22 protein-coding genes are annotated in these 23,000 nt (G+C 63.9%); 13 read left to right on the forward strand and 9 right to left on the reverse strand.

Annotation, left to right across the window (positions count from 1 at the left end; translation table 11 throughout):
* Positions 1 to 2 precede the first annotated feature (2 nt).
* The 3 genes from DKT70_RS09820 to folK all read right to left on the reverse strand — a co-directional run bounded on the left by DKT70_RS09820 (position 3) and on the right by folK (position 3,191).
* On the reverse strand, positions 3 to 2,117 hold the full coding sequence (locus DKT70_RS09820; protein ID WP_111558972.1) for a RelA/SpoT family protein: 2,115 nt from the start codon (positions 2,115 to 2,117) through the stop codon (positions 3 to 5).
* A gap of 46 nt (positions 2,118 to 2,163) precedes the next feature.
* Positions 2,164 to 2,520 (reverse strand): DNA-directed RNA polymerase subunit omega, encoded by a 357-nt coding sequence (rpoZ, locus tag DKT70_RS09825; protein WP_072296393.1) that lies wholly within the window; start codon positions 2,518 to 2,520, stop codon positions 2,164 to 2,166.
* Between the two features lie 71 nt (positions 2,521 to 2,591).
* Complete coding sequence (gene folK / locus DKT70_RS09830) at positions 2,592 to 3,191, reverse strand: 2-amino-4-hydroxy-6-hydroxymethyldihydropteridine diphosphokinase (protein ID WP_111558973.1); 600 nt, start codon at positions 3,189 to 3,191, stop codon at positions 2,592 to 2,594.
* A 111-nt stretch (positions 3,192 to 3,302) separates the two neighbouring features.
* Here folK and DKT70_RS09835 point away from each other — a divergent pair, with 111 nt between their 5' ends.
* From DKT70_RS09835 to DKT70_RS09845, 3 genes are all read left to right on the forward strand, one after another.
* Positions 3,303 to 3,854, forward strand: coding sequence for a LabA-like NYN domain-containing protein (locus DKT70_RS09835; protein WP_111558974.1), 552 nt, complete (start codon positions 3,303 to 3,305; stop codon positions 3,852 to 3,854).
* 62 nt (positions 3,855 to 3,916) lie between these two features.
* Positions 3,917 to 5,077, forward strand: a complete 1,161-nt coding sequence (locus DKT70_RS09840; RefSeq protein WP_233490517.1) for an MFS transporter — start codon at positions 3,917 to 3,919, stop codon at positions 5,075 to 5,077.
* Positions 5,078 to 5,491: 414 nt separating this feature from the next.
* Positions 5,492 to 7,555, forward strand: coding sequence for a catalase (locus DKT70_RS09845; RefSeq protein ID WP_325048034.1), 2,064 nt, complete (start codon positions 5,492 to 5,494; stop codon positions 7,553 to 7,555).
* A gap of 75 nt (positions 7,556 to 7,630) precedes the next feature.
* On the opposite strand, the gene rocF is transcribed toward DKT70_RS09845, so the two are convergent.
* Complete coding sequence (gene rocF, locus DKT70_RS09850) at positions 7,631 to 8,560, reverse strand: arginase (RefSeq protein WP_170864113.1); 930 nt, start codon at positions 8,558 to 8,560, stop codon at positions 7,631 to 7,633.
* Positions 8,561 to 8,756: 196 nt separating this feature from the next.
* Entirely contained in the window at positions 8,757 to 10,475 is a 1,719-nt protein-coding gene (metG, locus tag DKT70_RS09855) for a methionine--tRNA ligase (protein WP_111558975.1), read from the reverse strand.
* 162 nt (positions 10,476 to 10,637) lie between these two features.
* Here metG and DKT70_RS09860 point away from each other — a divergent pair, with 162 nt between their 5' ends.
* Positions 10,638 to 11,294 (forward strand): hypothetical protein, encoded by a 657-nt coding sequence (locus DKT70_RS09860; protein ID WP_111558976.1) that lies wholly within the window; start codon positions 10,638 to 10,640, stop codon positions 11,292 to 11,294.
* 44 nt (positions 11,295 to 11,338) lie between these two features.
* Here the strand turns inward: DKT70_RS09860 and DKT70_RS09865 are convergent, their stop codons facing one another.
* Positions 11,339 to 11,962: a GcrA family cell cycle regulator gene (locus tag DKT70_RS09865; RefSeq protein WP_111558977.1), complete on the reverse strand. Its 624-nt coding sequence runs from the start codon at positions 11,960 to 11,962 to the stop codon at positions 11,339 to 11,341.
* Positions 11,963 to 12,079: 117 nt separating this feature from the next.
* Here DKT70_RS09865 and DKT70_RS09870 point away from each other — a divergent pair, with 117 nt between their 5' ends.
* From DKT70_RS09870 to argF, 3 genes are all read left to right on the forward strand, one after another.
* Positions 12,080 to 12,898 (forward strand): ABC transporter permease, encoded by an 819-nt coding sequence (locus DKT70_RS09870; RefSeq protein WP_233490518.1) that lies wholly within the window; start codon positions 12,080 to 12,082, stop codon positions 12,896 to 12,898.
* 169 nt (positions 12,899 to 13,067) lie between these two features.
* Positions 13,068 to 14,240, forward strand: coding sequence for an aspartate aminotransferase family protein (locus DKT70_RS09875; protein ID WP_111558978.1), 1,173 nt, complete (start codon positions 13,068 to 13,070; stop codon positions 14,238 to 14,240).
* Between the two features lie 131 nt (positions 14,241 to 14,371).
* Positions 14,372 to 15,298 carry an ornithine carbamoyltransferase gene (argF, locus tag DKT70_RS09880; protein ID WP_111558979.1) on the forward strand — a complete coding sequence of 309 codons (927 nt, stop codon included), beginning with the start codon at positions 14,372 to 14,374 and terminating at the stop codon, positions 15,296 to 15,298.
* 119 nt (positions 15,299 to 15,417) lie between these two features.
* Here argF and DKT70_RS09885 read toward each other — a convergent pair whose 3' ends face one another.
* The gene (locus DKT70_RS09885) at positions 15,418 to 17,031 is read right to left on the reverse strand and encodes a phosphoenolpyruvate carboxykinase (RefSeq protein WP_407672204.1); all 1,614 of its coding nucleotides are present in this window, start codon (positions 17,029 to 17,031) and stop codon (positions 15,418 to 15,420) included.
* Positions 17,032 to 17,215: 184 nt separating this feature from the next.
* Here DKT70_RS09885 and DKT70_RS09890 point away from each other — a divergent pair, with 184 nt between their 5' ends.
* The 6 genes from DKT70_RS09890 to DKT70_RS09915 all read left to right on the forward strand — a co-directional run bounded on the left by DKT70_RS09890 (position 17,216) and on the right by DKT70_RS09915 (position 20,464).
* Positions 17,216 to 17,629 (forward strand): HPr kinase/phosphorylase, encoded by a 414-nt coding sequence (locus DKT70_RS09890; protein ID WP_111559006.1) that lies wholly within the window; start codon positions 17,216 to 17,218, stop codon positions 17,627 to 17,629.
* Between the two features lie 48 nt (positions 17,630 to 17,677).
* Positions 17,678 to 18,625 carry an RNase adapter RapZ gene (gene rapZ / locus DKT70_RS09895; protein ID WP_407672205.1) on the forward strand — a complete coding sequence of 316 codons (948 nt, stop codon included), beginning with the start codon at positions 17,678 to 17,680 and terminating at the stop codon, positions 18,623 to 18,625.
* A gap of 31 nt (positions 18,626 to 18,656) precedes the next feature.
* Positions 18,657 to 19,079, forward strand: coding sequence for a PTS sugar transporter subunit IIA (locus tag DKT70_RS09900; RefSeq protein WP_072296382.1), 423 nt, complete (start codon positions 18,657 to 18,659; stop codon positions 19,077 to 19,079).
* A complete protein-coding gene (locus DKT70_RS09905) occupies positions 19,076 to 19,354 on the forward strand; it encodes an HPr family phosphocarrier protein (protein WP_111558981.1) in 279 nt (92 codons plus the stop codon). Before DKT70_RS09900 ends, DKT70_RS09905 begins: the two co-directional genes overlap by 4 nt.
* Positions 19,354 to 19,968: a TetR/AcrR family transcriptional regulator gene (locus DKT70_RS09910; RefSeq protein WP_111558982.1), complete on the forward strand. Its 615-nt coding sequence runs from the start codon at positions 19,354 to 19,356 to the stop codon at positions 19,966 to 19,968. Before DKT70_RS09905 ends, DKT70_RS09910 begins: the two co-directional genes overlap by 1 nt.
* Positions 19,969 to 20,053: 85 nt before the next feature.
* Positions 20,054 to 20,464: a DUF2852 domain-containing protein gene (locus DKT70_RS09915; RefSeq protein ID WP_111558983.1), complete on the forward strand. Its 411-nt coding sequence runs from the start codon at positions 20,054 to 20,056 to the stop codon at positions 20,462 to 20,464.
* Positions 20,465 to 20,504: 40 nt separating this feature from the next.
* Here the strand turns inward: DKT70_RS09915 and betC are convergent, their stop codons facing one another.
* Entirely contained in the window at positions 20,505 to 22,001 is a 1,497-nt protein-coding gene (gene betC / locus DKT70_RS09920; protein WP_111558984.1) for a choline-sulfatase, read from the reverse strand.
* On the reverse strand, positions 22,001 to 22,936 hold the full coding sequence (choX, locus tag DKT70_RS09925) for a choline ABC transporter substrate-binding protein (RefSeq protein WP_111558985.1): 936 nt from the start codon (positions 22,934 to 22,936) through the stop codon (positions 22,001 to 22,003). The genes betC and choX overlap by 1 nt, the downstream gene beginning before the upstream one ends.
* Between the last annotated feature and the right edge of the window lie 64 nt (positions 22,937 to 23,000).

A 23,000-nucleotide genomic window follows, 5' to 3' on the forward strand; every position in this document is an offset into this window, starting at 1 on the left:
CCTTAGGGTTTCAGCGCAGGGTCGCGAATGCGTTCGACATGGGCGACATCGCTTTCTGCCTCCAGTGCGGTCAGCAGGTTGTGCAGGTGCTCATGGTCCCGCAATTCCAGATCGACCTCGATGCGATAGAAATCCGACTTGCGCGTGATGAATTCCAGGTTCGAAATATTGGCCCCCTGCGCGCCGATCAAGGTGCAGATGCGCCCGAGCACGCCTGCGTCGTGACGGATGGTCAGGTGCAGCATGGTGGAATAGGCGGCGGGATGACGCCCCTCGCGCCATTGCAGATCGACCCAACGGTCGGGGCTGTCCTCGAATTCGGCCAGCACCGGGCAGTCGATGGCATGGATGACCACGCCCGCCCCGCGATAGGTGATGCCCACGATGCGTTCGCCCGGCAAGGGGTTGCAGCAGGGCGCGCGCTTGAAATTGGCGTCGGCTTCCAAGCCGGCGAAGGGACGTTCGCTGTCGATCTCGTCGTGGCGATCGACCAGTTCGGGATAAAGGACGCCCAGAACCTCCTTGGCGGAATTCTCGGCGCTGCCGATGCGGGCCAGCAGTTCTTCGGCGGATGGCAGGCTCATCTGCTTGGCGGCTGTGCGCAGCGCCTTGTCGGTCACCTTGCGCCCGACATGTTCAAAACTGACGCGCACCAGTTCGCGCCCCAACCGGATGAAGCGGTCGCGGTCTTCCTCGCGCAGGGACCGCCGGATCGCGGCCTTGGCACGGCCGGTGACCACGATGTCCAGCCAAGTCATCTGCGGGCGCTGGCCGCTGGCGGCGATGATCTCGACCGACTGGCCGTTGCGCAGGCGTGTCCAGAGCGGCACGCGGATGCCGTCGATCTTGGCGCCGACGCAGGAATTGCCCAACCGGGTGTGGATCGCATAAGCGAAATCGATCGGGGTTGCGCCGCGCGGCAGCTGCATCACGTCGCCCTTGGGGGTGAAACAGAACACCTGGTCCTGGTACATCTCCATCTTGACGTGTTCCAGGAACTCGTTGTGGTCCTCGGTGTCGAAGCGGTCGTTCAGGCTGGCGATCCATTCGGCCGGATCGACGGCAAAGGGGTTCCGGGTGCGCACGCCGTCGCGATAGGCCCAGTGCGCGGCGACGCCGGCCTCGGCGACCTCGTGCATCTGGCGGGTGCGGATCTGCACCTCGACCCGCTTGCCGTCACGCCCGGATACCGTCGTGTGGATCGAGCGGTAGCCGTTCGATTTCGGCTGGCTGATGTAATCCTTGAACCGCCCCGGCACGGCGCGCCAGCGGTGATGGATGACGCCCAGCACGCGATAGCAGTCCATTTCGCTGCGCGTGATGATGCGAAAACCATAGATGTCGGACAGACGTGAAAAGGCCAGCTGCTTTTCCTGCATCTTGCGCCAGACGCTGAAGGGCTTCTTGGCGCGGCCGAAGACGTCGGCGTCGATGCCTTCGCGTTCCAGTTCGGCGCGGATGTCGCTGGTGATCTTGCCGATGATGTCGCCGCTGTCCTTCTGCAGGCTGACAAAGCGGCGAATGATCGAGCTGCGGGCTTCGGGGTTGATGACCTTGAAGGCCAGGTCCTCCAGCTCCTCGCGCATCCACTGCATGCCCATCCGGCCCGCCAACGGGGCATAGATGTCCATCGTCTCGCGCGCCTTCTTGACCTGCTTGTCGGGGCGCATGGACCGGATGGTGCGCATGTTGTGCAGCCGGTCGGCCAGCTTGACCAGGATGACCCGCATGTCACGCGACATGGCCATGAACAGCTTGCGGAAGTTCTCGGCCTGCTTGGACTGGGTGCTGGACAGTTCCAGATTGGTCAGCTTGGTCACGCCATCGACAAGTTCGGCGATCTCGGGGCTGAACATGCCCGCGACCTCTTCCTTGGTCGAGCGGGTGTCCTCGATCGTGTCGTGCAGAAGGGCGGTGATGATGGTGGCATCATCCAGCCGCATTTCGGTCAGGATGGCGGCGACGGCAATGGGATGGGTGAAATAGGGTTCGCCGGAATGGCGGAACTGGCCCTCATGCATCCGCATCCCATATTCATAGGCGTCGCGGATCAGGGCGGCATTGCTGCGCGGGTTGTAGTTTCGCACCAGGGCAAGCAGATCCTCGACGTCAATCATGATAGTGTCGAAGACCTCGTCTGCCCTGTGCTTTCGTGCGTTCGTATCAGCCGCGCTGGTTGGCTTCCAGCATCATCCGCAGCATCCGCTCTTCCGATTCCTCGTCGGCGGGCTTGGGACGATCCACTTCGGCACCCAGCAGAAGCGCCATGGCGTCTTCTTCCGGCTCGTCGACCTCGATCTGGGTCTGGGTCGATTCGATCATCCGCTCGCGCAGCTCATCGACGGGTTGGGTTTCGTCCGCGATCTCGCGCAGGGCGACGACCGGGTTCTTGTCGTTGTCACGATCGACGGTCGGCGCAGAGCCGGCCGTGATTTCGCGGGCGCGATGCGAGGCGAGCATCACCAGATCAAAGCGGTTGGGAACTTTGTCGACGCAGTCTTCAACCGTTACGCGGGCCATGAATCACCTGTGCAGTTGCGAATCGGATATTCGGGGCGAAAAAGGACTGATGGGCAGAACCGGGCGGATTGTCAAGCCAAAGCAGGGAAATCGGCGGGGTTCAGGGGCGTCATTCCTGCCGTCGCATCGTCCGGCAGCCGGGCCAGCATCCGGGCGACGGTCCGCCCGGTCAGGGGGTGGCGCCATTCCGGCGCGATCTCGGCCAAGGGGCCAAGAACAAAGCCGCGATCCTGCAGCCGCGGGTGGGGCAGGATCAGCTGTTCGGGCGCGCGACGGCGCTGTTGATCGGGGGCCAGATCGATCCAGTGGCGCAGCATCTCGGCATCGGGGGCGATCACGTCGTCCAAGGCGATCAGATCCAGATCCAGCACACGCGCCGACCAGCGGCCCGTGCTGCGGTCGCGACCGAAATCCGCTTCGATCGCGTGCAACGCCTCCAGCAGAGGCTCGGCCGGCAACGAGGACGCGATCACCGCCACGGCATTGGCGAAATCGGGTCCGGAACCCGCAGGAAAGGCCGGCGTTCGCCAGAAGCGACTGACAGAAGATATTGAAATTTCAGGGTGTTCGTGCAAAATGATCAATGCACTGCGCAAGCTGGCCCAAAGGTCCTGCGCCGGTCCGGGAATATTTGCGCCAAGCGCAACGATACCAAAAGACAGGTTAACCATAGTTTATCCTTCGTCCTACAGATAACATGGCGTGATTTGAATACGAACGGGTCCCTCACCCCGCACGTGCGATAGGCGCCTTGATCTTGCAAGTCCATCAAAGGCAACAAAATGTTTTACAAAGATGACAGATTGGCGATCTTCATAGACGGCGCAAATCTCTACGCGGCGGCGAAATCGCTGGGTTTCGACATTGACTACAAGCTGCTGCGCCAGGAATTCGACCGGCGCGGCAAGCTGACCCGCGCCTATTACTATACCGCCCTGGTCGAGGGCGACGAATATTCCCCGATCCGCCCGCTGGTCGACTGGCTGCACTACAACGGTTTCTGCGTGGTGACCAAGCCCGCCCGCGAATACACCGACGCCCAGGGCCGCCGCAAGATCAAGGGCAACATGGATATCGAGCTGACGGTCAACGCGATGGAACTGGCCCCCCATCTGGACCATATCGTCATCTTCTCGGGCGACGGCGATTTCCGTCCCCTGGTCGAGGCCCTGCAGCGGCAGGGCGTCCGCGTGTCGGTCGTCTCCACGATCCGCAGCCAGCCCCCGATGATCGCCGATGACCTGCGCCGCCAGGCCGACAATTTCATCGAACTGGAGGCCCTGCGCGACATCATCGGACGTCCTGCGCGCGAACCCCAGCAGGTCGAGACCTGATCGCTGGCCAGATCCAACCTGCGCGCGGCCGATGGTCGGCGCTGGCCCTGATCTGCGCTGGCGTGATCGGGGCGATGGCCTGCTGGTTTTCGACCACGGCCATCGGTCCCGACCTGGCGGCGCACTGGGCGCTGTCCAACGGGCAGGCCGCCTGGCTGACGAATGCGGTGCAGATCGGCTTTGTGCTGGGGGCGCTGGCGTCGTCGGCCGTGAACCTGCCTGACATCATGCCGATGACCCGGCTGATCGCCATCGCCGCCATCCTGACAGCGCTGGCCAATGCCGCCGTCCTGCTGGAGCCAGGTTTCGGCGGCCTGCTTCTGGCGCGTATGGCCACCGGATTTGCGCTGGCGGGCGTCTATCCCCCGGCCCTGAAGCTGATGGCGACCTGGTTCGTCACCGGTCGCGGGCTGGCCATGGGGCTGCTGGTGGGCGCGCTGACGGTCGGGTCGGCGGCGCCGCATCTGCTGCGCGCCTTGGGGCAGGGGCTGGATTGGCGGCTGGTCGTCGCGGGGGCCAGCATCGCCGCGCTGAGTTCGGCGGCGATCTTCGGCCTGGCCGTGCGCGAGGGGCCGCATGGTTTCGCCCGCGCCCGTTTCGATCCGCGCCAGACCGTGGCCGTGCTGCGCAATCGCCCGGTCCGCCTGGCCAATCTGGGTTATTTCGGCCATATGTGGGAGCTTTATGCCATGTGGGCCTGGTTCCTGTCCTTTTCCATCGCGGCGATGCAGGCGGGCCGGTTGCCTGTGGGCAGCGCCTCGGGGCTGACCTTCGCGGTGATCGCATCGGGGGTGATCGGCTGCGCGATCGGCGGCTGGCTGTCCGACCGGATCGGGCGTTGCCTGACCACGGCGGGCATGATGACGATATCGGGATGCTGTACGGTGCTGGTCTGCCTAGCATGGGGCGGCCCGGCCTGGCTGCTGGTGCTGGTGGCGATTGTCTGGGGGATCAGCATCATCGGCGACAGCGCCCAGTTCTCGGCCGCCGTGACCGAACTGTCGGACCCGCGCCTTGTCGGAACGGCCCTGACGTTGCAGCTGGCCCTGGGTTTTGCGCTGACGGTGGTCGCGATCTGGCTGATGCCGCATGTGGCGGCGCTGCTGGGGGGCTGGCGATGGGCCTTCCTGGCGCTGCTGCCCGGCCCGATGATGGGGGTCTGGGCCATGATGCGCCTGCGCGGGCTGCCGCAGGCGGCGGCCATGGCGTCCGGGCGATGCTGAAGAAGGGTGGTGGTGCGGACGGCGGGACTTGAACCCGCACTTCCTTACGGAAAACAGATTTTCGTACCACTTCGACTTTCGCCGCCGCCTTTCGGGCGTTCGTGGTCTGGACTATCCCTTCACCATCACCCCGCAAGGAGTCCCAGGTGCCGCCCGTCTAGTCTCTACACCTTCCCGATGGCTCGGGCTTGGCTCGGGATTGGCACGAGGGGCGACCCCCACAGCTTTCCCCGAATTTGAGCGGTTCTACTCCGCCGGTTTCCCGACGGGCACTCCAAATATTAAAGTCTGGTGCGTCTACCGATTTCGCCACGTCCGCGTGACCGTCTTGGCATATCGCAAACCCCGCCCCCTTCGGCAAGGGACTTGATGAAGTTCATGCATCAAAAGGGGAACTGCGGCCCCTCCCGCAAGTTGAAGCCCCAGACGCGCCAGCAGCACGAGGAGGCCAGCATGTCCCACATCACCGACCAGCACGGCAACGCAGGCGAATTGCACCAACGAGGTGGCGACACGCTGACCACCAACCAGGGCATTCCCATTTCCGACAACCAGAACAGCCTGAAAGCCGGAGCCAAGGGTCCGACGCTGCTGGAAGATTTCGTTCTTCGCGAAAAGATTTTCCATTTCGACCACGAGCGTATCCCGGAGCGGATCGTCCACGCCCGCGGTTCGGGCGCGCATGGCTATTTCGAATGCACCGACCCGATTCCGGAACTGACCACGGCCAGTCTTTTGTCGAAGAAGACCAGGGTTCCGGTCTTTACGCGCTTTTCCACTGTGGCAGGCGGCGCAGGCAGCGTCGATACGCCCCGTGACGTGCGCGGTTTCGCCGTTAAATTCTATACCGAGGAAGGCAATTGGGACCTGGTCGGCAACGACATCCCTGTCTTCTTCATTCAGGACGCGATCAAGTTTCCCGACCTGATCCATTCGGTCAAGATGGAGGCCGACAAGGGCTACCCCCAGGCCGCCAGCGCGCATGACACCTTCTGGGATTTCGTGTCGCTGATGCCGGAATCGATGCATATGGTCATGTGGGCCATGTCCGACCGCGGCATTCCGCGCAGCCTGCGCATGATCGAAGGTTTCGGCATCCACACCTTCCGGCTGGTCAATGCCGAGGGCAAGTCCACCTTCGTCAAGTTCCACTGGAAGCCCAAGCTGGGCCTGCAGAGCCAAGTCTGGAACGAGGCCGTCAAGACCGCCGGTGCCAATCAGGATTACCACCGTCAGGACCTGTGGGAAGCCATCGAGGCCGGCGATTACCCTGAATGGGAACTGGGCATCCAGACCTTCGACGCCGAATGGGCCGCCAAGCAGCCCTACGACGTGCTTGATTCGACCAAGCTGATCCCCGAAGAGGACATTCCCGTCCGCATCGTGGGGCGCATGGTTCTGGACCGCAATCCGGATAACTTCTTTGCCGAGACCGAGCAGGTGGCCTTCTGCCCCGCCAATATCGTGCCCGGCATCGATTTCACCGACGACCCGCTGTTGCAGGGGCGCCTGTTCAGCTATCTGGACACGCAGAAGTCGCGTCTGGGGACGGCGAATTTCCACCAGATCCCGATCAACGCGCCGAAATGCCCGATGCACAACTTCCAGCGCGACGGCATGATGCAGATGGCGGTGCCGAAGGGGCGTGCCAATTACGAGCCCAACAGCCTGGATCAGGCGGGCGAAGATCCCGGTCCCCGCGCCACGGATCAGGGCTTCAAGACGGTCGAGAAGATGACCGATCTGGGCAATGAACCCGACCAGAAGCTGCGGGTGCGCCCGGAATTGTTCGGCGATCACTATAGCCAGGCGCGGTTGTTCTATCGCAGCCAGACCGAGCCGGAGCAGCATCACATCGCCGATGCGATCACGTTCGAGCTGTCGAAGGTGGGTCTGGGTCACGTGATCCAGCGCGTGCTGGGCCATCTGCGCGTCATCGACGAAGAGCTGGCCGAGATGGTCGCCGAGGGACTGGCCGAGGATCTGCCCGAGGCCGCCAAGCCGCATCGTGCAGTGGTTGACATGCCAGTGTCAGACGCGCTGTCGATCATGAAAAGCGCAAAGCATACGCTGAAGGGCCGTCATGTCGGCATCCTGATCGGCGATGGCGGCGACGCGGCCAAGGCCGATGCCATCAAGACGGCGGTCGAGGCCGAGGGCGGCATGGTCACCATGATCGCCAAGGAACGCGGCAAGGCCGAGGCGCAGCTGGCCGGTACGCCTTCGGTGCTGCTGGATGCGGTGGCGCTGGTTCTGGGGCAGGATGACGGGGCGAAATTCGCCAAGTACAAGCCGGCGGTCGACTTCGTCTCGGATGCCTTTGCCCACCTCAAGGCCATCGGTTGCGATGATGCGGCGACACCGCTGCTGAAGGCGGCAGGGGTTCATCCCGACGAAGGGGTGACCGGGCTGGAAGCCGGTGCCTTCGTCAAGGCGGCAGCTAAGCGGTTCTATGCCCGCGAAGAAAAGCTGTGGTGATCTGACGCTTGGGGCGTGGCCCCGGCGATTGTGAAAAGGGGCGGGCATGTGCCCGCCCCTTTTGCCATTCGGGCCTCAGCCGTAGCTGCGCGTGGGGCGGTCAAAGACCTTGCGGCCCATCAGGCTGCCGACCAGATCGACCATCAGCTTGGCCGTCCGCCCGCGTTCGTCCAGGAACGGGTTCAGCTCGACCAGGTCCAGCGATGTCACCAGTTCGGATTCGTGTAGCAGTTCCATCACCAGATGCGCCTCGCGGAAGGTCGCGCCCCCGGGCACCGTGGTCCCCACCGCCGGAGCGATGGAGGGGTCCAGGAAATCCACGTCCAGGCTGACATGTAGCAGCCCGTTGGCATCACGCACCCGGTCAAGGAAGGTGCGCAACGGCGCGACGATGCCCTGTTCGTCCAAAACGCGCATGTCGTTGACAGTGATGTCGGTGGGCTGCATGGCCGCCAGTTCGGCGGGATCGACGCTGCGGATGCCGAACATGCAGATGTTTTCGCCCGGGATCGGGGCCGGGAAGGGCGGGAAGGGATCGAAGCCCGGCTGGCCGTTGGCATAGGCCATGGGCGTGCCGTGCAGGTTCCCCGACGTGGTCGAGGCGACGCTGTGGAAATCGCTATGCGCGTCCAGCCAGATCACGAATTGCGGGCGGCCAATATTGGCGGCATGCGACGCTACCCCCGCCACTGTGCCCAAGGCCAGCGAATGATCGCCCCCCATGATGATGGGCATCCCATCGGGCAGGGCTGCCTGCGTGGCCTGCGACAGGGCGCGGGTCCATGCGATGGTTTCGGGCAGGTGATGGACGGCGGGATTGTCGCAGGTCTGCTCACCGGGCGCGTCGGGGGCGACGTCGCCCCGATCCTCGACGCTGTGGCCAAGGGCGGACAGGGTGCCTGCCAGCCCCGCGGTGCGATAGGCGGCAGGGCCCATCAGGCAACCGGGGCGGCGCTGCCCTTCGTCCACGGGCGCGCCGATGAGGATGCAATGGGTCATCCGGATCTCCGTTCTTGATATCGGGATAAGACCCGCGCTGGCGGAGAATGTCCACCGGTCGGCCTGGGTGCCGCCGGGACTTTGCCCCCGCATCCTGAAACGGGCGGGGGCGTGCTGGTTGGAAAGATGCCTGGGGTCGGCGGCCAGAGAGACGAACCGGCTTACCTGGGTAGCCCGGCCGGGAGCCGGGACAGCGATGGCCTCAGCTGCGGACGCCCTTGAAGCGTTCCTCCCATTCGGCACGATTTTCGTCCGAGATCTTGGCGAACAGCACCTCGGGGACGGTGAAGGCATGGCCTGCGGGCAGTGCCTGCAGGGCCGCGGCGACATCGTCGGGCCAGCCGGCATCCTCTGCGTTCATTGCCTGCAGCGTGGATTTGGCCGCGAAGGGGATGAAGGGTTCCGACAGGACGCCGTAAAGGCGGATCAGGTTCAGGCCCATGCGCACCTGCATCGCGGCCTTGTCGGGATCGGTCTTGAAGACCGACCACGGAGCCGCCAATTGCAGGTATTCGTTGCCGCGAACCCAGATGCCGCGGAGTTCGGCCGAGGCCTTGCGGATCTCCATATCGTTCATCATCCGCTCGTAAGTGCGGATGCGGGTGGTCAGATCGGCGATCAGTTGGTCTTCCTCGGGGCCGTAGGCGGGGCTGTCGGGGACGGTTTCACCGAACTTGCTGCGGCAGAACTTGGTGATGCGGCTGACGAAGTTGCCCAGCACGTCGGCCAGATCCTTGTTCACCGATTGCTGGAAGTTTTCCCAGGTGAACTCGCTGTCGCCCGATTCGGGGGCGTGGGACAGAAGCCACCAGCGCCAGTAATCGGCAGGCAGGATCGACAGCGCGTGGTCCATGAAGACGCCGCGCCCCTGGCTGGTCGAGAACTGACCGCCGTCATAGGTCAGGTAGTTGAAGGACTTGATGTAATCGACCATCTTCCACGGCTCGCCCGATCCGATCAGGGTCGCGGGGAAGGATAGCGTGTGGAAGGGGACGTTATCCTTGCCCATGAACTGGGTATAGGTCACGTCCTCGGCGCCTTCGTCCCTGCGCCACCAGCTGCGCCAGTCGGCGTCGCTGCGACCGTTGGCATCGGCCCATTCGGCGGTGGCGGCGATATATTCGATGGGTGCGTCGAACCAGACGTAAAAGACCTTGCCCTCCATTCCCGGCCAATCCTTGTCGCCATGCTTGACCGGAACGCCCCAATCCAGATCGCGGGTGATGCCGCGATCCTGCAGGCCGTCGCCATCGTTCAGCCATTTCCGGGCGATCGAGGTGGTCAGGATCGGCCAGTCGGTCTTGCTGTCGATCCAGGCAGCGATGTCGTCTTTCAGCGCGGACTGGCGCAGATACAGGTGCTTGGTCTCGCGCACCTCAAGGTCAGTGCTGCCGCTGATGGCGCTGCGCGGGTCGATCAGGTCGGTGGGGTCCAGCTGCTTGGTGCAGTTTTCGCACTGATCGCCACGGGCCTTGTCGTAACCGCAATTGGGGCAGGTGCCCTCGATATAGCGGTCGGGCAGATAGCGGCCATCGGTGATGGAATAGACCTGCTTTTCCGACACTTCGCGGATATAGCCGCGATCGGCCAGCTGGCCTGCGAAATGCTGGGTCAGGGCGCGGTTGCGGTCGCTGCTGGAGCGTCCGTAGTGGTCGAAGGACAGCCCAAAGCCGCGCGCCAGTTCCGCCTGCTCGGCATGCATCCGCGCGCAGTAATCGGCCACGGCCTCGCCGGTCTTGGCGGCGGCCAGTTCGGCGGGGGTGCCATGTTCGTCGGTGGCGCAGATGAACATCACCTCGTGTCCGCGGGCGCGCTGATAGCGGGCGAACAGGTCGGCGGGCAGCTGGGACCCGACAAGGTTCCCCAGATGCTTGATGCCGTTGATATAGGGCAGGGCAGAGGTGATCAGATGGCGGGCCATGGAATGCGTCCTTTTCAGTCGGCGCATCTCTAGCCCTTGTGGGGCGCAAATGAAAGATCCGCGCTGATCTGCGTATGCGGGGTGACGTCGCGGCGGTGATTGCAACTTTGGGCCTGATGCTGCAGTTGGGCCGACTTTCACATAACCGTCACAGAGATCCCCTTGCCAGACACCGCAATTCACCGCTTTCCGTCCCCTTCGCTGGTCTTTGCCCTGACCTGCCTGACCAGCCTGATCGCCCTGCTGGCGGGGCTGGTCATGTCCCACACCCCCAAAGACGTTTTTGCCGAAAGCGGCCCGATCGAGCGTCTTTCGGCGCTGTACCTGATCCTGTCGGCGGGGCTGCTGGCCGTGATGTCGGAACGCGGGCGCTGGCATCAGGTGGTGCTGGTCGCGGCCGCCGGGCTGCGGGAACTGGACTGGGACAAGGCCTTCACCGAGAGCGGCGTCCTGTCGCTGCGGCTTTATTCGGGGGATGCGCCGTTCATCCAGAAGGCTGCGGGTCTGCTGGTGCTGTCATTGCTGATCGTGGCCGGGATCAGGCTGCTGCGCCGCGATCTGGGCCCCTGGTTGCGGGACCTGCGCGCCGGACGGCTGGCGGCATGGCTGATCGCATTGATCCTGGCGATGCATGCGGTGGCCAAGTCGCTGGACGGATTGGGGCGCAAGCTGGCGCCTTGGGGGATCGATCTGGCCGAATGGACCAACAGGCTGGCCGGGCGCAGCGAAGAGGCGCTGGAGCTGATTGCCGCGATCCTGATCCTGCAGATCGTCGTCCTGATCCGCCACAAGGATGGGCGCCAGGACGGCCGCGCATGAAAAAGCCGCCCCGAAGGGCGGCATTTCCACATTGGCCAAAGGCGTCAGCGACGGCGGTCGCGGCGCGAGCTCATGGGTTGGAAGGCGACGCCGACATGGGCCTCGCAATAAGGTTTGCCCGATTGGCTGGGCAACCCGCAGAACCAGAACTTGTCGGTCGCCGGATCGCCGATGGGCCATTTGCAGGTCCGTTCGGTCAACTCCATCAGGGACAGCTTGCGGGCGCGCTTTTCGACCTCACGGACCGAGGCCAGCGCTTCGGGGCTGATCTCGTTCGCCGAAGGCTGCGGCGGCAAGGGCTGACCTGCGGGCACGATCGGGCGACGGGGGACGGGCGTGAACACCGGCTGGGGCGCGGGTTCTTCCTCGGCCTCATCGGGTTCGGCCTCGACCGGCTCGGGGCGTGCGGGGGCAGGCTGGGGCGCCGGAGCGGCCACCTTGGGCGCTGCGGGCTTCTTGGGGGCCGCGGGTTCGGGTGCGGGGGCTGCCGCGACGGGTGCGGGGGCGGCCTCGGCCTCGTCGTTGCGGTTCGACAGGCCAAGGCGATGCACCTTGCCGATCACGGCGTTGCGGGTGACGCCCCCCAGTTCTTTGGCGATGGCACTGGCCGACTGGCCCTCGGACCACATGCGCTTCAGCGTCTCGACACGTTCATCCGTCCAGGACATGGCTGCCTTTCCGGGCGGGTCTGACCTGCCGCCCCATCTTGTAACCTGCGATTGGTCCCGTCAGAAACGGGATGCCGAGATTTAGCTGTCGGTGCACAGAAATTCAAGGACCGCATGATGACCCCGCAAATGATCCCCGACCGCCCCGCAATGGGTGTCCGCCGTTTTGGCCGCGTGAACTGGCTTGGCCTGCGAACCCTGGCCACGCGCGAGGTGATGCGGTTCATGGCGGTCTGGCAGCAGACCATCTTTGCGCCACTGATGACGGCGGGGCTGTTCGTGGTGGTCTTCGCGCTGGCCTTGGGGCAGGGACGCGGAGAGATCATGGGCCTGCCCTACCTGGTCTTTCTGGGGCCGGGCATCCTGATGATGACGGTCATCCAGAACAGCTTCGCCAACACCTCCAGCAGCATCACCGCCGCCAAGGTGCAGGGCAACATTGTCGACACGCTGATGCCGCCGCTGTCGGCGGGGGAACTGCTGGCGGGATATCTGTCGGGATCGGTCGTGCGGGCGGGACTTGTCGCAACCGTGATCGGGACCGGGATGATGCTGGTGACGCAGCGTGGCATCAGCCATCCGCTGTGGGCGCTGTGCTTCGTGCTGCTGGCGGCGGTGCTGCTGGGGGGCTTGGGTATCCTGGCCGGGATCATGGCGCAGAAATTCGACCAGATGGCGGCGATCACCAATTTCATCATCACGCCGCTCAGCTTTCTGTCGGGGACCTTCTATTCGGTCCAGACCCTGCCGCAGCCCTTCAACATGCTGTCGCACTGGAACCCGATCTTCTATCTGATTGACGGGGCGCGCTATGGTGTCACCGGGGTCAGCGACGCCCCGCCGCTGCGCGGCGCGCTGATCTGCACCGCGGTGGCGGCGGTCGTCCTGTATATCGCCTGGCGCTGGCTCAAGACCGGCTATCGCATGAAACCGTGAAGGGCGCGCAAATAGCGCTTGCGTCGCGCGTGCATCCTGCGCATCTTTCCGGGCATGAGCAAACGACGTGCCCGCATCATCCGACGCTGACGCAGCCCCCGCGGGCCGCGTCCCGCCCCCGTTTGCCCTTCCCTTCCGCGTTCCCTGATCCCGTTGCCGGAGCATTTCCATGATTTCGCATGTCCTGCCGACCTATAATCGCGCCCCTCTGTCCTTTGAACGCGGCGAGGGTGCCTGGGCCATCACCGCCGACGGGACCCGATACCTGGACTTGGGCGCGGGCATCGCGGTGAACGTGCTGGGCCATGCCAATCCCGATCTGGTGGCGGCGCTGACCGAACAGGCAGGCAGGATCTGGCATGTGTCGAACCTCTATCAGATCCCCCAGCAGGAACGGCTGGCGACCGCGCTGGTGGAAAGCACCTTCGCGGACACTGTCTTCTTCACCAATTCCGGCACCGAGGCCGCCGAGCTGGCCATCAAGATGGTCCGCAAATACTGGGACCACGCAGGCGACCCCGAGCGGATCGAAATCATCACCTTCGAGGGTGCCTTCCACGGCCGGTCCACCGGGGCCATCGCGGCGTCGGGGGCGGAAAAGATGGTCAAGGGCTTTGGCCCGCTGATGCCGGGCTTTCGCACCCTGCCCTGGGGCGATCTGGAGGCATTGAAGGCTGCCATGTCCGACCGCACCGCCGCCGTCATGCTGGAGCCCGTCCAGGGCGAGGGCGGCATCCGCCCCATTTCTGATCAGGATCTGCGCGCCATCCGCGAGCTGTGCGACGAAACCGGCGCTCTGCTGGTTCTGGACGAGGTGCAATGCGGCGTCGGCCGGACCGGACGTCTGTTCGCGCATGAATATGCCGGCATCACCCCCGATGTGATGATGGTCGCCAAGGGCATCGGCGGCGGCTTTCCCCTGGGGGCCGTGCTGGCCACGGAGGAGGCCGCATCGGGCATGGCCGCGGGCACCCATGGTTCGACCTATGGCGGCAACCCCTTGGCCTGCGCCGTGGGCGCGCGCGTCATGCAGATCGTCGCCGAACCCGCTTTCCTGGCGGAGGTGAACCGCAAGGGCGGTCTGTTCCGCCAGAAGCTGGAGGGGCTGATCGCCGCTCATCCTGATGTCTTCGAAGCCGTGCGGGGGCAGGGGCTGATGCTGGGCCTGAAATGCAAGGTCGCGCCGGTCGATCTGGTCAAGGCGGGCTATGACCAGCAGATCCTGACGGTGCCCGCCGCAGACAACACCCTGCGCCTGCTGCCACCGCTGAACATCACGGATGAGGAGATCGCCGAGGCGGTGGCCCGGCTGGACCGTGCTGCCAGCGCCTTGGTGACCTGAGATAGGGGGCATGTCGCATCGCCGCCTCCGATGAGGGCATCTGCGTCTTGAAACCTTTCCCCGGGGGCGGGCCCTCTTGACCCCGGGGCCCCAAGCAGGCTTGCTTGCGAAAATCGCCGAAAGACAGACAGATGACCCATTTCCTGGATATCCATACAACCGACCGCGATGACCTGCGGTCCATCATCGACAATGCCAAGGCGATGAAACTGGCCCGTGACGGCTTGCCCAAGGGTACGCCGGACCAGGAACAGCCCCTTGCAGGCCACATGGTTGCGTTGATCTTTGAAAAGCCCTCGACCCGCACGCGCGTCAGCTTTGACGTGGGCGTGCGCCAGATGGGGGGGCAGACGATGATCCTGTCCGGATCGGAAATGCAGCTGGGCCATGGCGAAACCATCGCTGACACGGCCCGGGTGCTGTCGCGCTATGTCGACCTGATCATGATCCGCACCTTCGAGGAAGCAACCCTGCTGGAGATGGCCGAACACGCCACGGTACCGGTCATCAACGGGCTGACGAACCGCACCCACCCCTGCCAGATCATGGCCGACATCATGACCTTCGAGGAACATCGCGGCCCCATCGCCGGCAAGAAGGTGGTCTGGTCGGGCGACGGCAACAACGTCTTTGCAAGCTTTGCCCATGCGGCGGGGCAGTTCGGCTTTGACCTGACCTTCACCGGTCCGCCGCCCCTGGACCCCGAACGCGAATGGCTGGATTACGCGGCATCCATGGGCCATCCCGTGACGATCGAACGCGACCCCAACAAGGCCGTCATCGGTGCGGATCTGGTGGTCACCGACACCTGGGTCAGCATGCACGACCCGCAATCGGCCAAGGAACGGCGCCACAATCAACTGCGCGGGTATCAGGTGAATGCCGACCTGATGGCCAAGGCCCGGCCTGACGCGCTGTTCATGCATTGCCTGCCGGCGCATCGCGATGACGAAGCCACCAGCGAGGTGATGGACGGCCCGCATTCGGTGATCTTCGACGAGGCGGAAAACAGGCTTCATGCCCAGAAAGCGATCATGCGCCATTGCCTGCGCCGCTAGACCGCGTCATGATAAGAAAGATGCCCCGGAGCGCCTGATCATGCCGCCCCGGGGCACTTTTCCCGAAATTCGCGTCTCTTGGCCCGGACCACCGACCCTGTGATCCGGGATGGCGGCGTTCAGCCGATGGCAGCGGCGCGGATTTCGTCGTCGATGGCGTCCAGGTACTGCGCAAAATTGTCGCAGAACATCTGGACCAGCTTCTGCGCTTGAGCGTCATAGGCCGAAGGATCGTCCCAGGTCCGGCGCGGATCCAGCAGCACATCGCTGACGCCTGGAACGCTGACGGGAACCTCGAAGCCGAAATTCGGGTCCTTGCGGAACTCGACCTCATTCAGGCTGCCATCCAGCGCCGCCGACAACAGGTTGCGCGTGGCTGCGATGGGCATGCGCGACCCGGTGCCAAAGGCTCCGCCGGTCCAGCCGGTGTTCACCAGCCAGCAGGATGCGCCATGCTGGGCGATCTTTTCCTGCAGCAGCTTGCCATAGACCTCGGGGCGGCGCGGCATGAAGGGTGCGCCAAAGCAGGTCGAGAAGGTCGGGATCGGTTCGACCACGCCGACCTCGGTTCCCGGCGTCTTGGCGGTGAAGCCTGACAGGAAGTGATACATCGCCTGCGCCGGAGTCAGCCGCGCGATGGGCGGCAGCACGCCATAGGCGTCGCAGGTCAGCATGATGACGTTTTTCGGATTGCCACCCAGGCTGGTCCGGGATGCGTTCGAGATCGCGTCAAGCGGATAGGCGCAGCGCATGTTGTCGGTGATCGAGTTGTCCTCGAAATCCAGTTCAAGGCTGTCGGGGTCGCTGACCATGTTTTCGATCACGGTGCCGAAGCGCGAGGTGGTTGCAAAAATTTCGGGCTCGGCCTTGGGCGACAGATTGATGGTCTTGGCGTAGCAGCCGCCCTCGAAGTTGAAGATGCCGGTGTCGGACCAGCCATGTTCGTCGTCACCGATCAGGACGCGCGACGGATCGGCCGACAACGTCGTCTTGCCGGTGCCCGACAGGCCGAAGAAGATGGCGCTGTCTTCGGGATTGCCGGGCGCATGGTTCGCGCTGCAATGCATCGGCATGATGCCCTTGCCAGGCAGGATATAATTCAGCAGGGTGAAGACCGATTTCTTGTTTTCGCCCGCATAGGCGGTATTGGCGATCACGATCAGCTTCTTGTCGAAATTGAGCGCGATGACCGTTTCCGAACGGCAGCCGTGGCGCGCCGGGTCGGCCTTGAAGCCGGGGCAGTTTATGATGGTGAATTCAGGCGCGAAGCTTGCCAGCTCGTCGGCCTCGGGGCGGCGCAGCAGGTGTCGGATGAATAGCCCGTGCCATGCCAGTTCGGTGATGACCCGGACATCAAGGCGATGCGCGGGATCGGCGCCGCCGAACAGGTCCTGCACGAAATAATCGCGGCCCTTCATATGCTCCAGCATGTCGGCATGCAGGCGGTCGAAGGCGTCGGGTTGCATGGGGGCATTGTTGTCCCACCAGATCGTGTTTTCAACGGAAGGGGTGCGGACGACGAACTTGTCCTTGGGTGACCGTCCGGTATGTGCTCCGGTGGATACCAGGAACGTCCCGCCAAGGCCCAGCTTGCCTTCGCCGCGTGCGACGGCCTCGGTCATCAGGGCGGGTTCCAGCAGGTTGTAATGAACCTGGCCCAGCCCGGTGATGCCTTGGTCTTCCAGTCGGCAGTTCGGGTTCACGCGCGTCGTCATCTGGGGCTCCTGATCCATGGATTGTAAGGCCGTCATCGTGGTTTCGTTGGAATCGGCTATAGCATGGCGATTTTGAGGCGAAACAAACCGGCGCTAACAGTTAGCGCAAACTGCGAATGTTATCGCCAACGGGATGGTTTTCGGGCGCCCTGACACGGATCATGGCCGCCAAGGACAGAATGAAACGCAGAAGGTGATTCGCATGCGGCAGATCCACGCGACGACGATCGCATTCGATGGCAGGGGGCTGATCATCACCGGCCCGTCGGGCTCGGGCAAATCGACCTTGGCCCTTCAGCTGATGGCTGTGGGCGCCCAGCTGGTGGCCGATGATCGGACCGACCTGCGTTTGTCGGCGTGCCACTTGATCGCCCAGGCCCCCCCGCCCCTGCTGGGCCAGATCGAGGCGCGGGGCATCGGCATCCTGAGCGCCAAGCCCTCGCCGCCAGTGCAGGTCGTTGCGGCCGTCGATCTGGGCCTTGAGGAAAGAGAGCGCTTGCCACAGGTGCGACATCGCGAATGGTTGGGAATCCGGGTTTTGCTTGTATCGGGGCCGTATCGACCGCATCTTTACGCTGCGCTGCGGCAGTTGATGCTGGGCCAACGCCTGGCATAGCCGCCCGACCCGACATGTGAAGGAAGACGGATGGGCCAAGACGCTCCGATCATCGAAGACGTGCCGCGTGGCGGTCAGAGACTGGTGCTGGTCACCGGCCCGTCGGGGGCCGGCAGGTCCACCGCGATCAACGTGCTGGAGGACCTAGGCTTCGAGGCGATCGACAACTTGCCTTTGTCACTGATCCCGCGACTGCTGGACGGTCCCGCCCGCCCCGTGCCGCTGGCCTTGGGCCTTGACGTGCGCAACCGCGATTTCTCGACCTCGAACGTCATCGAATTGATCGATCGGCTAACGCGGATGCCGGGCTATTCCCCTGAAGTCCTGTTTCTGGACTGCGATGCGGATGTCCTTGTGCGCCGCTTCAACGAGACGCGCCGCCGCCACCCCTTGAATCCCGACAGCGAGCCGATGGCCGGTGTCCTGACGGAAATCGACATTCTTGCGCCTATCCGCGCGCGGGCCGATGTGCTGCTGGACACATCCGAACTGTCGCCGCATGACCTCAAGGCCGAATTGACGCGCTGGTTCGATCTGCGACCGGGCAAAAATCTCAGCGTGTCGCTGCATTCGTTCAGCTATAAGCGCGGGGTGCCCCGGGGCGTCGACGTGATGTTCGATTGCCGCTTTCTGGCGAACCCGCATTGGGAACCCGAATTGCGGGCCTTGGACGGCCGCGACCGGCGCGTCCAGGACCACGTGACCGCCGATCCGCGATTCGATGAATTTTTCCTGCGGACCCGCGGTCTGGTTGAATTTCTTCTGCCGGCACATCTGCAAGAGGGCAAATCCCATCTTGCCGTAGGGTTCGGGTGTACCGGGGGGCAACACCGTTCCGTCACTTTGGTGGAAAAGATGGCCGTGGCGCTTGCGGATACAGGCTGGCCGGTGTCAATAAGACATAGGGAACTCGAGCGTCGCAATGCGGCGCTGCATTCTGCCGGAGATGCATCGCCCAATGGCGAGGCACGACCGACGCAGAGGCAGGCGTCATGAAGACGCGGGCTTTTGGACTTGGTGGGGCGCGTTGATCGGAATTGTCATCGTAGCGCATGGCGGCCTGGCACGGGAATATCTCTCGGCGGTCGAACATGTCGTGGGTCCGCAGGTGGGCATCGTTGCCGTCGCGATCGAAGACGATCACGACCGCGCGGCCAAGACTGCGGAAATCAAAGCAGCGGCGAATGCCGTTGATCTGGGCGACGGGGTCGTCCTTGTCACCGATCTGTTCGGAGGCTCACCCGCGAACCTGGCCCTGCCGGCCTGCGCCGTCGAGGATCGGACCATCCTTTACGGTGCCAATCTGCCCATGCTGGTCAAGCTGGCAAAATCGCGGAAATTGCGGGTGGCCGATGCCGTTGCGTTTGCCAAGGAGGCCGGGCGCAAGTACATCAATTCCTACAACGTCCCGCTTGAGGCGGGGATCGCCACAGGAACCCATCCCCGATGACCGGACCGATTGCCCGCGACCTTGCCATCATCAACGTCAAGGGCCTGCATGCGCGGGCCAGCGCCAAGTTCGTCGACGTGGTCGAGAATTACGACGCGCAGGCGCAGGTGGAAAAGGACGGGCATGCGGTCTCGGGTGATTCGATCATGGGTCTGCTGATGCTGGCAGCCTCGCGTGGCAGCGATATCCGCGTCACCACCACCGGCCCCCAGGCAAGGGAGCTGGCCGACGCTCTGGAAGCCTTGGTCAAGGATTGCTTCGGCGAAGGCATGTAGTGGCCGACCGCAAATCCTATCACCACGGCAATCTGCGGCAGGCGCTGGTCGATGCGACCGCTTTACTGATCCAGGACAAGGGCCCGCAGGCCTTCACATTGGCCGAGGCCGCGCGCTTGGCCGGGGTTTCGGCCGCCGCCCCCTATCGCCATTTCAAGGGTCGCGACGACCTGCTGGAAGAAGTCGCCCGCCAGGGTTTCGTCGATTTCGCCGACCGCCTGACCACCGCGTTCGATGATGGTCGTCCGCACGCCCTGACTGCATTCCTGCGAACCAGCCAAGCCTATCTGGACTTTGCCGCAGACAGGCCCGGCTTTTACATGGCCATGTTCGAATCCGGGATTTCCGTCGCTGGAAACGCCGATCTGGCGGCAGCCTCGGACAGGGCGCAGGGGGTGCTGATTTCCGCCGCCGAAGCCTTGGCCACGCGACTGCCCGCCGACAGACGCCCGCCGGCGCGCATGGTCGCGAACCATATCTGGGCTCTCAGCCATGGCGTGGTAGAGCTGTTTTCCCGCGGCAAACCCGGCAGCCGCAGCCCCGTCGCCCCATCTGAGATGCTGGAGAGCGGTGCGATCATCTATCTGCGGGGGCTAGGGCTGATCCCCGAATAAAATTCGCTTGCCCGATACTTGACGAAACCAGACCTCGCCCCAATCTATGTAAATGTGATTAACATTAACATTGGGAGTGACACAGATGGATACTGCCACCCAGGCCCTCTATCCGGTTCAGTCCGGCAAGGCACGCTTCCGCGATTTCCTTGCCCGTGGCCGCGACTGGCTGGACAGCAAGGGCCGCATTGCCTGGATCGCCGCCATGATCTTGGCCTTCATCGCCGCTTGGCCCGTCGGCCTGGCCCTTCTTGGATACATGATCTGGAGCAATCGGATGTTCGGATGCAGCAAGCGCGCGCCCATGGCGCGGACCCGTTACACCGCCCCCAGCACGGGCAACCACGCTTTCGACGCCTATCGCGAACAGACGCTGAAGCGTCTGGAGGACGAGCATAACGAATTCGTGGCCTTCCTTCAGAAGCTGCGTGAAGCCAAGGACAAGGCCGAATTCGACCAGTTCATGGACAGCCGCGGCCCCAAGGACGCCGCCTGACGCGACAAGCGGGGCCGGGATCACCGGCCCCGCCGCCTGATCATTCCCCGCGTGGAAAGCGCTGGCTCTCTTCCAGCACGTTCAGATCCATGTGGTTGCGCATATAGCGTTCGGACGCCCGCTGAAGCGGCTGATGGTCCCATGGGTAATAGGACCCGTTGCGCAAAGCCTCATAGACAATCCAACGCCGCGCCTGCGATTGGCGCACCTGCCCGTCATAGGCCTCCAGATCCCATCGCTGATGCGCCAGCGACCGCAGATGGCCTAGGGTCTCGGCATGTTCCGGATCGCCAGCAAGGTTCACCCGCTCATCCGGGTCCGTCTCCAGATCGAACAGCATTTCCGGGTCCGCCATGCAGGCGATGTATTTCCACCGACCTTCGCGCAGCGCCACCAGGGGGGTGATGCTGCCCTCGGCGGCATATTCCATCGGAACGGGTTCACGCTTCGCCCCCTTGGCCAACGATACGCCGTCCGTCCAGGCTGCGATCTCATCCATGGGCAGGCCCGCCAGATCGCACAGCGTCGGCAGCACGTCGATGGTGCTGACCGGCTGGTCCACCCGTCCTGCCGGCATGTCGGGGGCCGAAATCATCAGCGGCACCCGCGCGGATTGTTCATAGAAGCTCATCTTGAACCACATGCCGCGTTCGCCCAACATCTCTCCGTGATCGGACAGGAACAGGATGATCGCCTCCTGCCGGGTGGCCTCCAGCACGTTCAGGATTTCGCCGATCTTGTCGTCGACATAGCTGATATTGGCAAAATATCCCTGCCTTGCGCGCCGGATCTGATCTTCGGTGATCTCCTGCGACCGCCAGTCGCTGGCATCCATCAGGCGCTGCGAATGATTGTCCATCTGGTCGTAGGGGATCGGTTTGGGCGCGGCCAGTTCGGGCGCGTCAGCATAAAGGTCCCAATATTTGCGCCGTGCCACGAAAGGGTCGTGCGGATGGGTAAAACTGACCGTCAGGCACCATGGCCGGTCGTCATGCCCGCGCGCCAGGTCATAAAGCTTGCGCCGCGCGTGATGGGCGACCTCATCGTCATATTCCAGCTGGTTGCTGATCTCGGCGACGCCGGCGCCGGTGACCGACCCCAGGTTGTGATACCACCAATCGATGCGTTCGCCCGGCTTGCGGTAATCGGGCGTCCAGCCGAAATCGGCGGGATAGATGTCGGTGGTCAGGCGTTCCTCGAAGCCATGCAGCTGGTCGGGGCCGACGAAATGCATCTTTCCCGACAGACAGGTGTGATATCCCGCCCGCCGCAGGTGATGGGCATAGGTCGGGATGTCGGATGCGAATTCGGCCGCGTTGTCATAGACCTGCGTCCGGCTTGGCAGCTGCCCCGACATGAAGCTGGCCCGGCCCGGCGCGCAAAGCGGGCTGCCGGTATAGGCATTGGCAAAGCGGGTGGACCGCGCGGCCAGACGCTTCAGGTTGGGCGTATGCAGGAAATCGGCGGGGCCGTCGGGGAAAAGAACCCCCGACAGTTGGTCCGCCATCAGAATCAGGATGTTGGGCTTGCCGCTCATCAACCCTCCAGCTCGGCCTTGAGGGCGGGCAGACCGGGTTGGCCGTCCAGCGTGGTCACATCCTCCAGCCAGACCGACAGCTGCTCGGGGTTGGCGGACAGCCAGTCGCGGGCCGCATCGGTGGGGGATTCGCCATCATTCAGGATCGCGCCCATCAGGACGTTTTCTATCTTCACGTCGAAGGTCAGCTGGGTGAACAGCTTGGCGGCGTTCGGGCAGGCCTCGGCCCATTCCTTGCGGGCCAGGGTGTGGACCGTCGCGCCGCCGAAATCCGGGCCAAACCGCTCGTCGCCGCCCGACAGATAGGTGATGTCGATGGCCTCGTTCATGGGGTGGGGTGCCCATGCCAGGAACACGGTGGGCGTGTCGCTGTTGCGCTGGACCTGCGCCAGCATGGCCTGTTCGCCGCTTTCGACCAGTTCCCAATCGCCAAGTCCGAATTCATCGGCATCGATCATCGACTGGATGTTCAGGTTGGCCGGGGCGCCGGGTTCGATGCCATAGATCTTGCCTTCAAAGGCTTCCTTGTGGGCATCCAGATCGGCGAAATCCTTGACGCCCAGCTCGGCGGCCGCAGGGTTGACGGCCAGCGTGAACTTGGCACCCTCAAGGTTCTGCACCAGTTCGGTCACGCTGCCATCGGCATCCAGATCGGCGCGGAATTCCTGCTGCGCGGGGAGCCAGTTGCCCAAGAAGACATCGGTCTGCGCGCCTTTCAGCGCCTCATAGCCCACGGGCACGGACAATGTCGCGATATCGGGGGTATAGCCCAGACCCTCCAGCAGCACCGCGGCGATGCCGTTCGTGGCTGAAATGTCGCTCCAGCCCGGATCCGACAGGCGGACGGTGCCGCAGGTTCCGGCGTCATCGGCCAGCGCGGGCAGGGCCGAAAATGCCGTCAGGGCAAGGACGGCGGCTTGAAGAGGTCTGCTCATGGTCGCTCCTGTTGGATTGGCCTGTCGCGGGACAGACTGCATCCCGCAGCAGGACCGGGAAAAA

Origin of the sequence: Paracoccus sediminilitoris, assembly GCF_003259195.1 — a bacterium.
Taxonomy (GTDB): Bacteria; Pseudomonadota; Alphaproteobacteria; order Rhodobacterales; family Rhodobacteraceae; genus Paracoccus; species Paracoccus sediminilitoris.

What these genes read in the sequence shown, in the direction of transcription:
- DKT70_RS09820 (WP_111558972.1), bottom strand. Translation starts at nt 2,117, where the DNA reads ATGATTGACGTCGAGGATCTGCTTGCCCTGGTGCGAAACTACAACCCG.
- rpoZ (WP_072296393.1), bottom strand. Translation starts at nt 2,520, where the DNA reads ATGGCCCGCGTAACGGTTGAAGACTGCGTCGACAAAGTTCCCAACCGC.
- folK (WP_111558973.1), bottom strand. Translation starts at nt 3,191, where the DNA reads ATGGTTAACCTGTCTTTTGGTATCGTTGCGCTTGGCGCAAATATTCCC.
- DKT70_RS09835 (WP_111558974.1), top strand. Translation starts at nt 3,303, where the DNA reads ATGTTTTACAAAGATGACAGATTGGCGATCTTCATAGACGGCGCAAAT.
- metG (WP_111558975.1), bottom strand. Translation starts at nt 10,475, where the DNA reads ATGGCCCGCCATCTGATCACCTCTGCCCTGCCCTATATCAACGGCATC.
- DKT70_RS09865 (WP_111558977.1), bottom strand. Translation starts at nt 11,962, where the DNA reads ATGTCCTGGACGGATGAACGTGTCGAGACGCTGAAGCGCATGTGGTCC.
- DKT70_RS09870 (WP_233490518.1), top strand. Translation starts at nt 12,080, where the DNA reads ATGACCCCGCAAATGATCCCCGACCGCCCCGCAATGGGTGTCCGCCGT.
- DKT70_RS09875 (WP_111558978.1), top strand. Translation starts at nt 13,068, where the DNA reads ATGATTTCGCATGTCCTGCCGACCTATAATCGCGCCCCTCTGTCCTTT.
- argF (WP_111558979.1), top strand. Translation starts at nt 14,372, where the DNA reads ATGACCCATTTCCTGGATATCCATACAACCGACCGCGATGACCTGCGG.
- DKT70_RS09885 (WP_407672204.1), bottom strand. Translation starts at nt 17,031, where the DNA reads ATGGATCAGGAGCCCCAGATGACGACGCGCGTGAACCCGAACTGCCGA.
- DKT70_RS09890 (WP_111559006.1), top strand. Translation starts at nt 17,216, where the DNA reads ATGCGGCAGATCCACGCGACGACGATCGCATTCGATGGCAGGGGGCTG.
- DKT70_RS09905 (WP_111558981.1), top strand. Translation starts at nt 19,076, where the DNA reads ATGACCGGACCGATTGCCCGCGACCTTGCCATCATCAACGTCAAGGGC.
- DKT70_RS09915 (WP_111558983.1), top strand. Translation starts at nt 20,054, where the DNA reads ATGGATACTGCCACCCAGGCCCTCTATCCGGTTCAGTCCGGCAAGGCA.
- betC (WP_111558984.1), bottom strand. Translation starts at nt 22,001, where the DNA reads ATGAGCGGCAAGCCCAACATCCTGATTCTGATGGCGGACCAACTGTCG.
- choX (WP_111558985.1), bottom strand. Translation starts at nt 22,936, where the DNA reads ATGAGCAGACCTCTTCAAGCCGCCGTCCTTGCCCTGACGGCATTTTCG.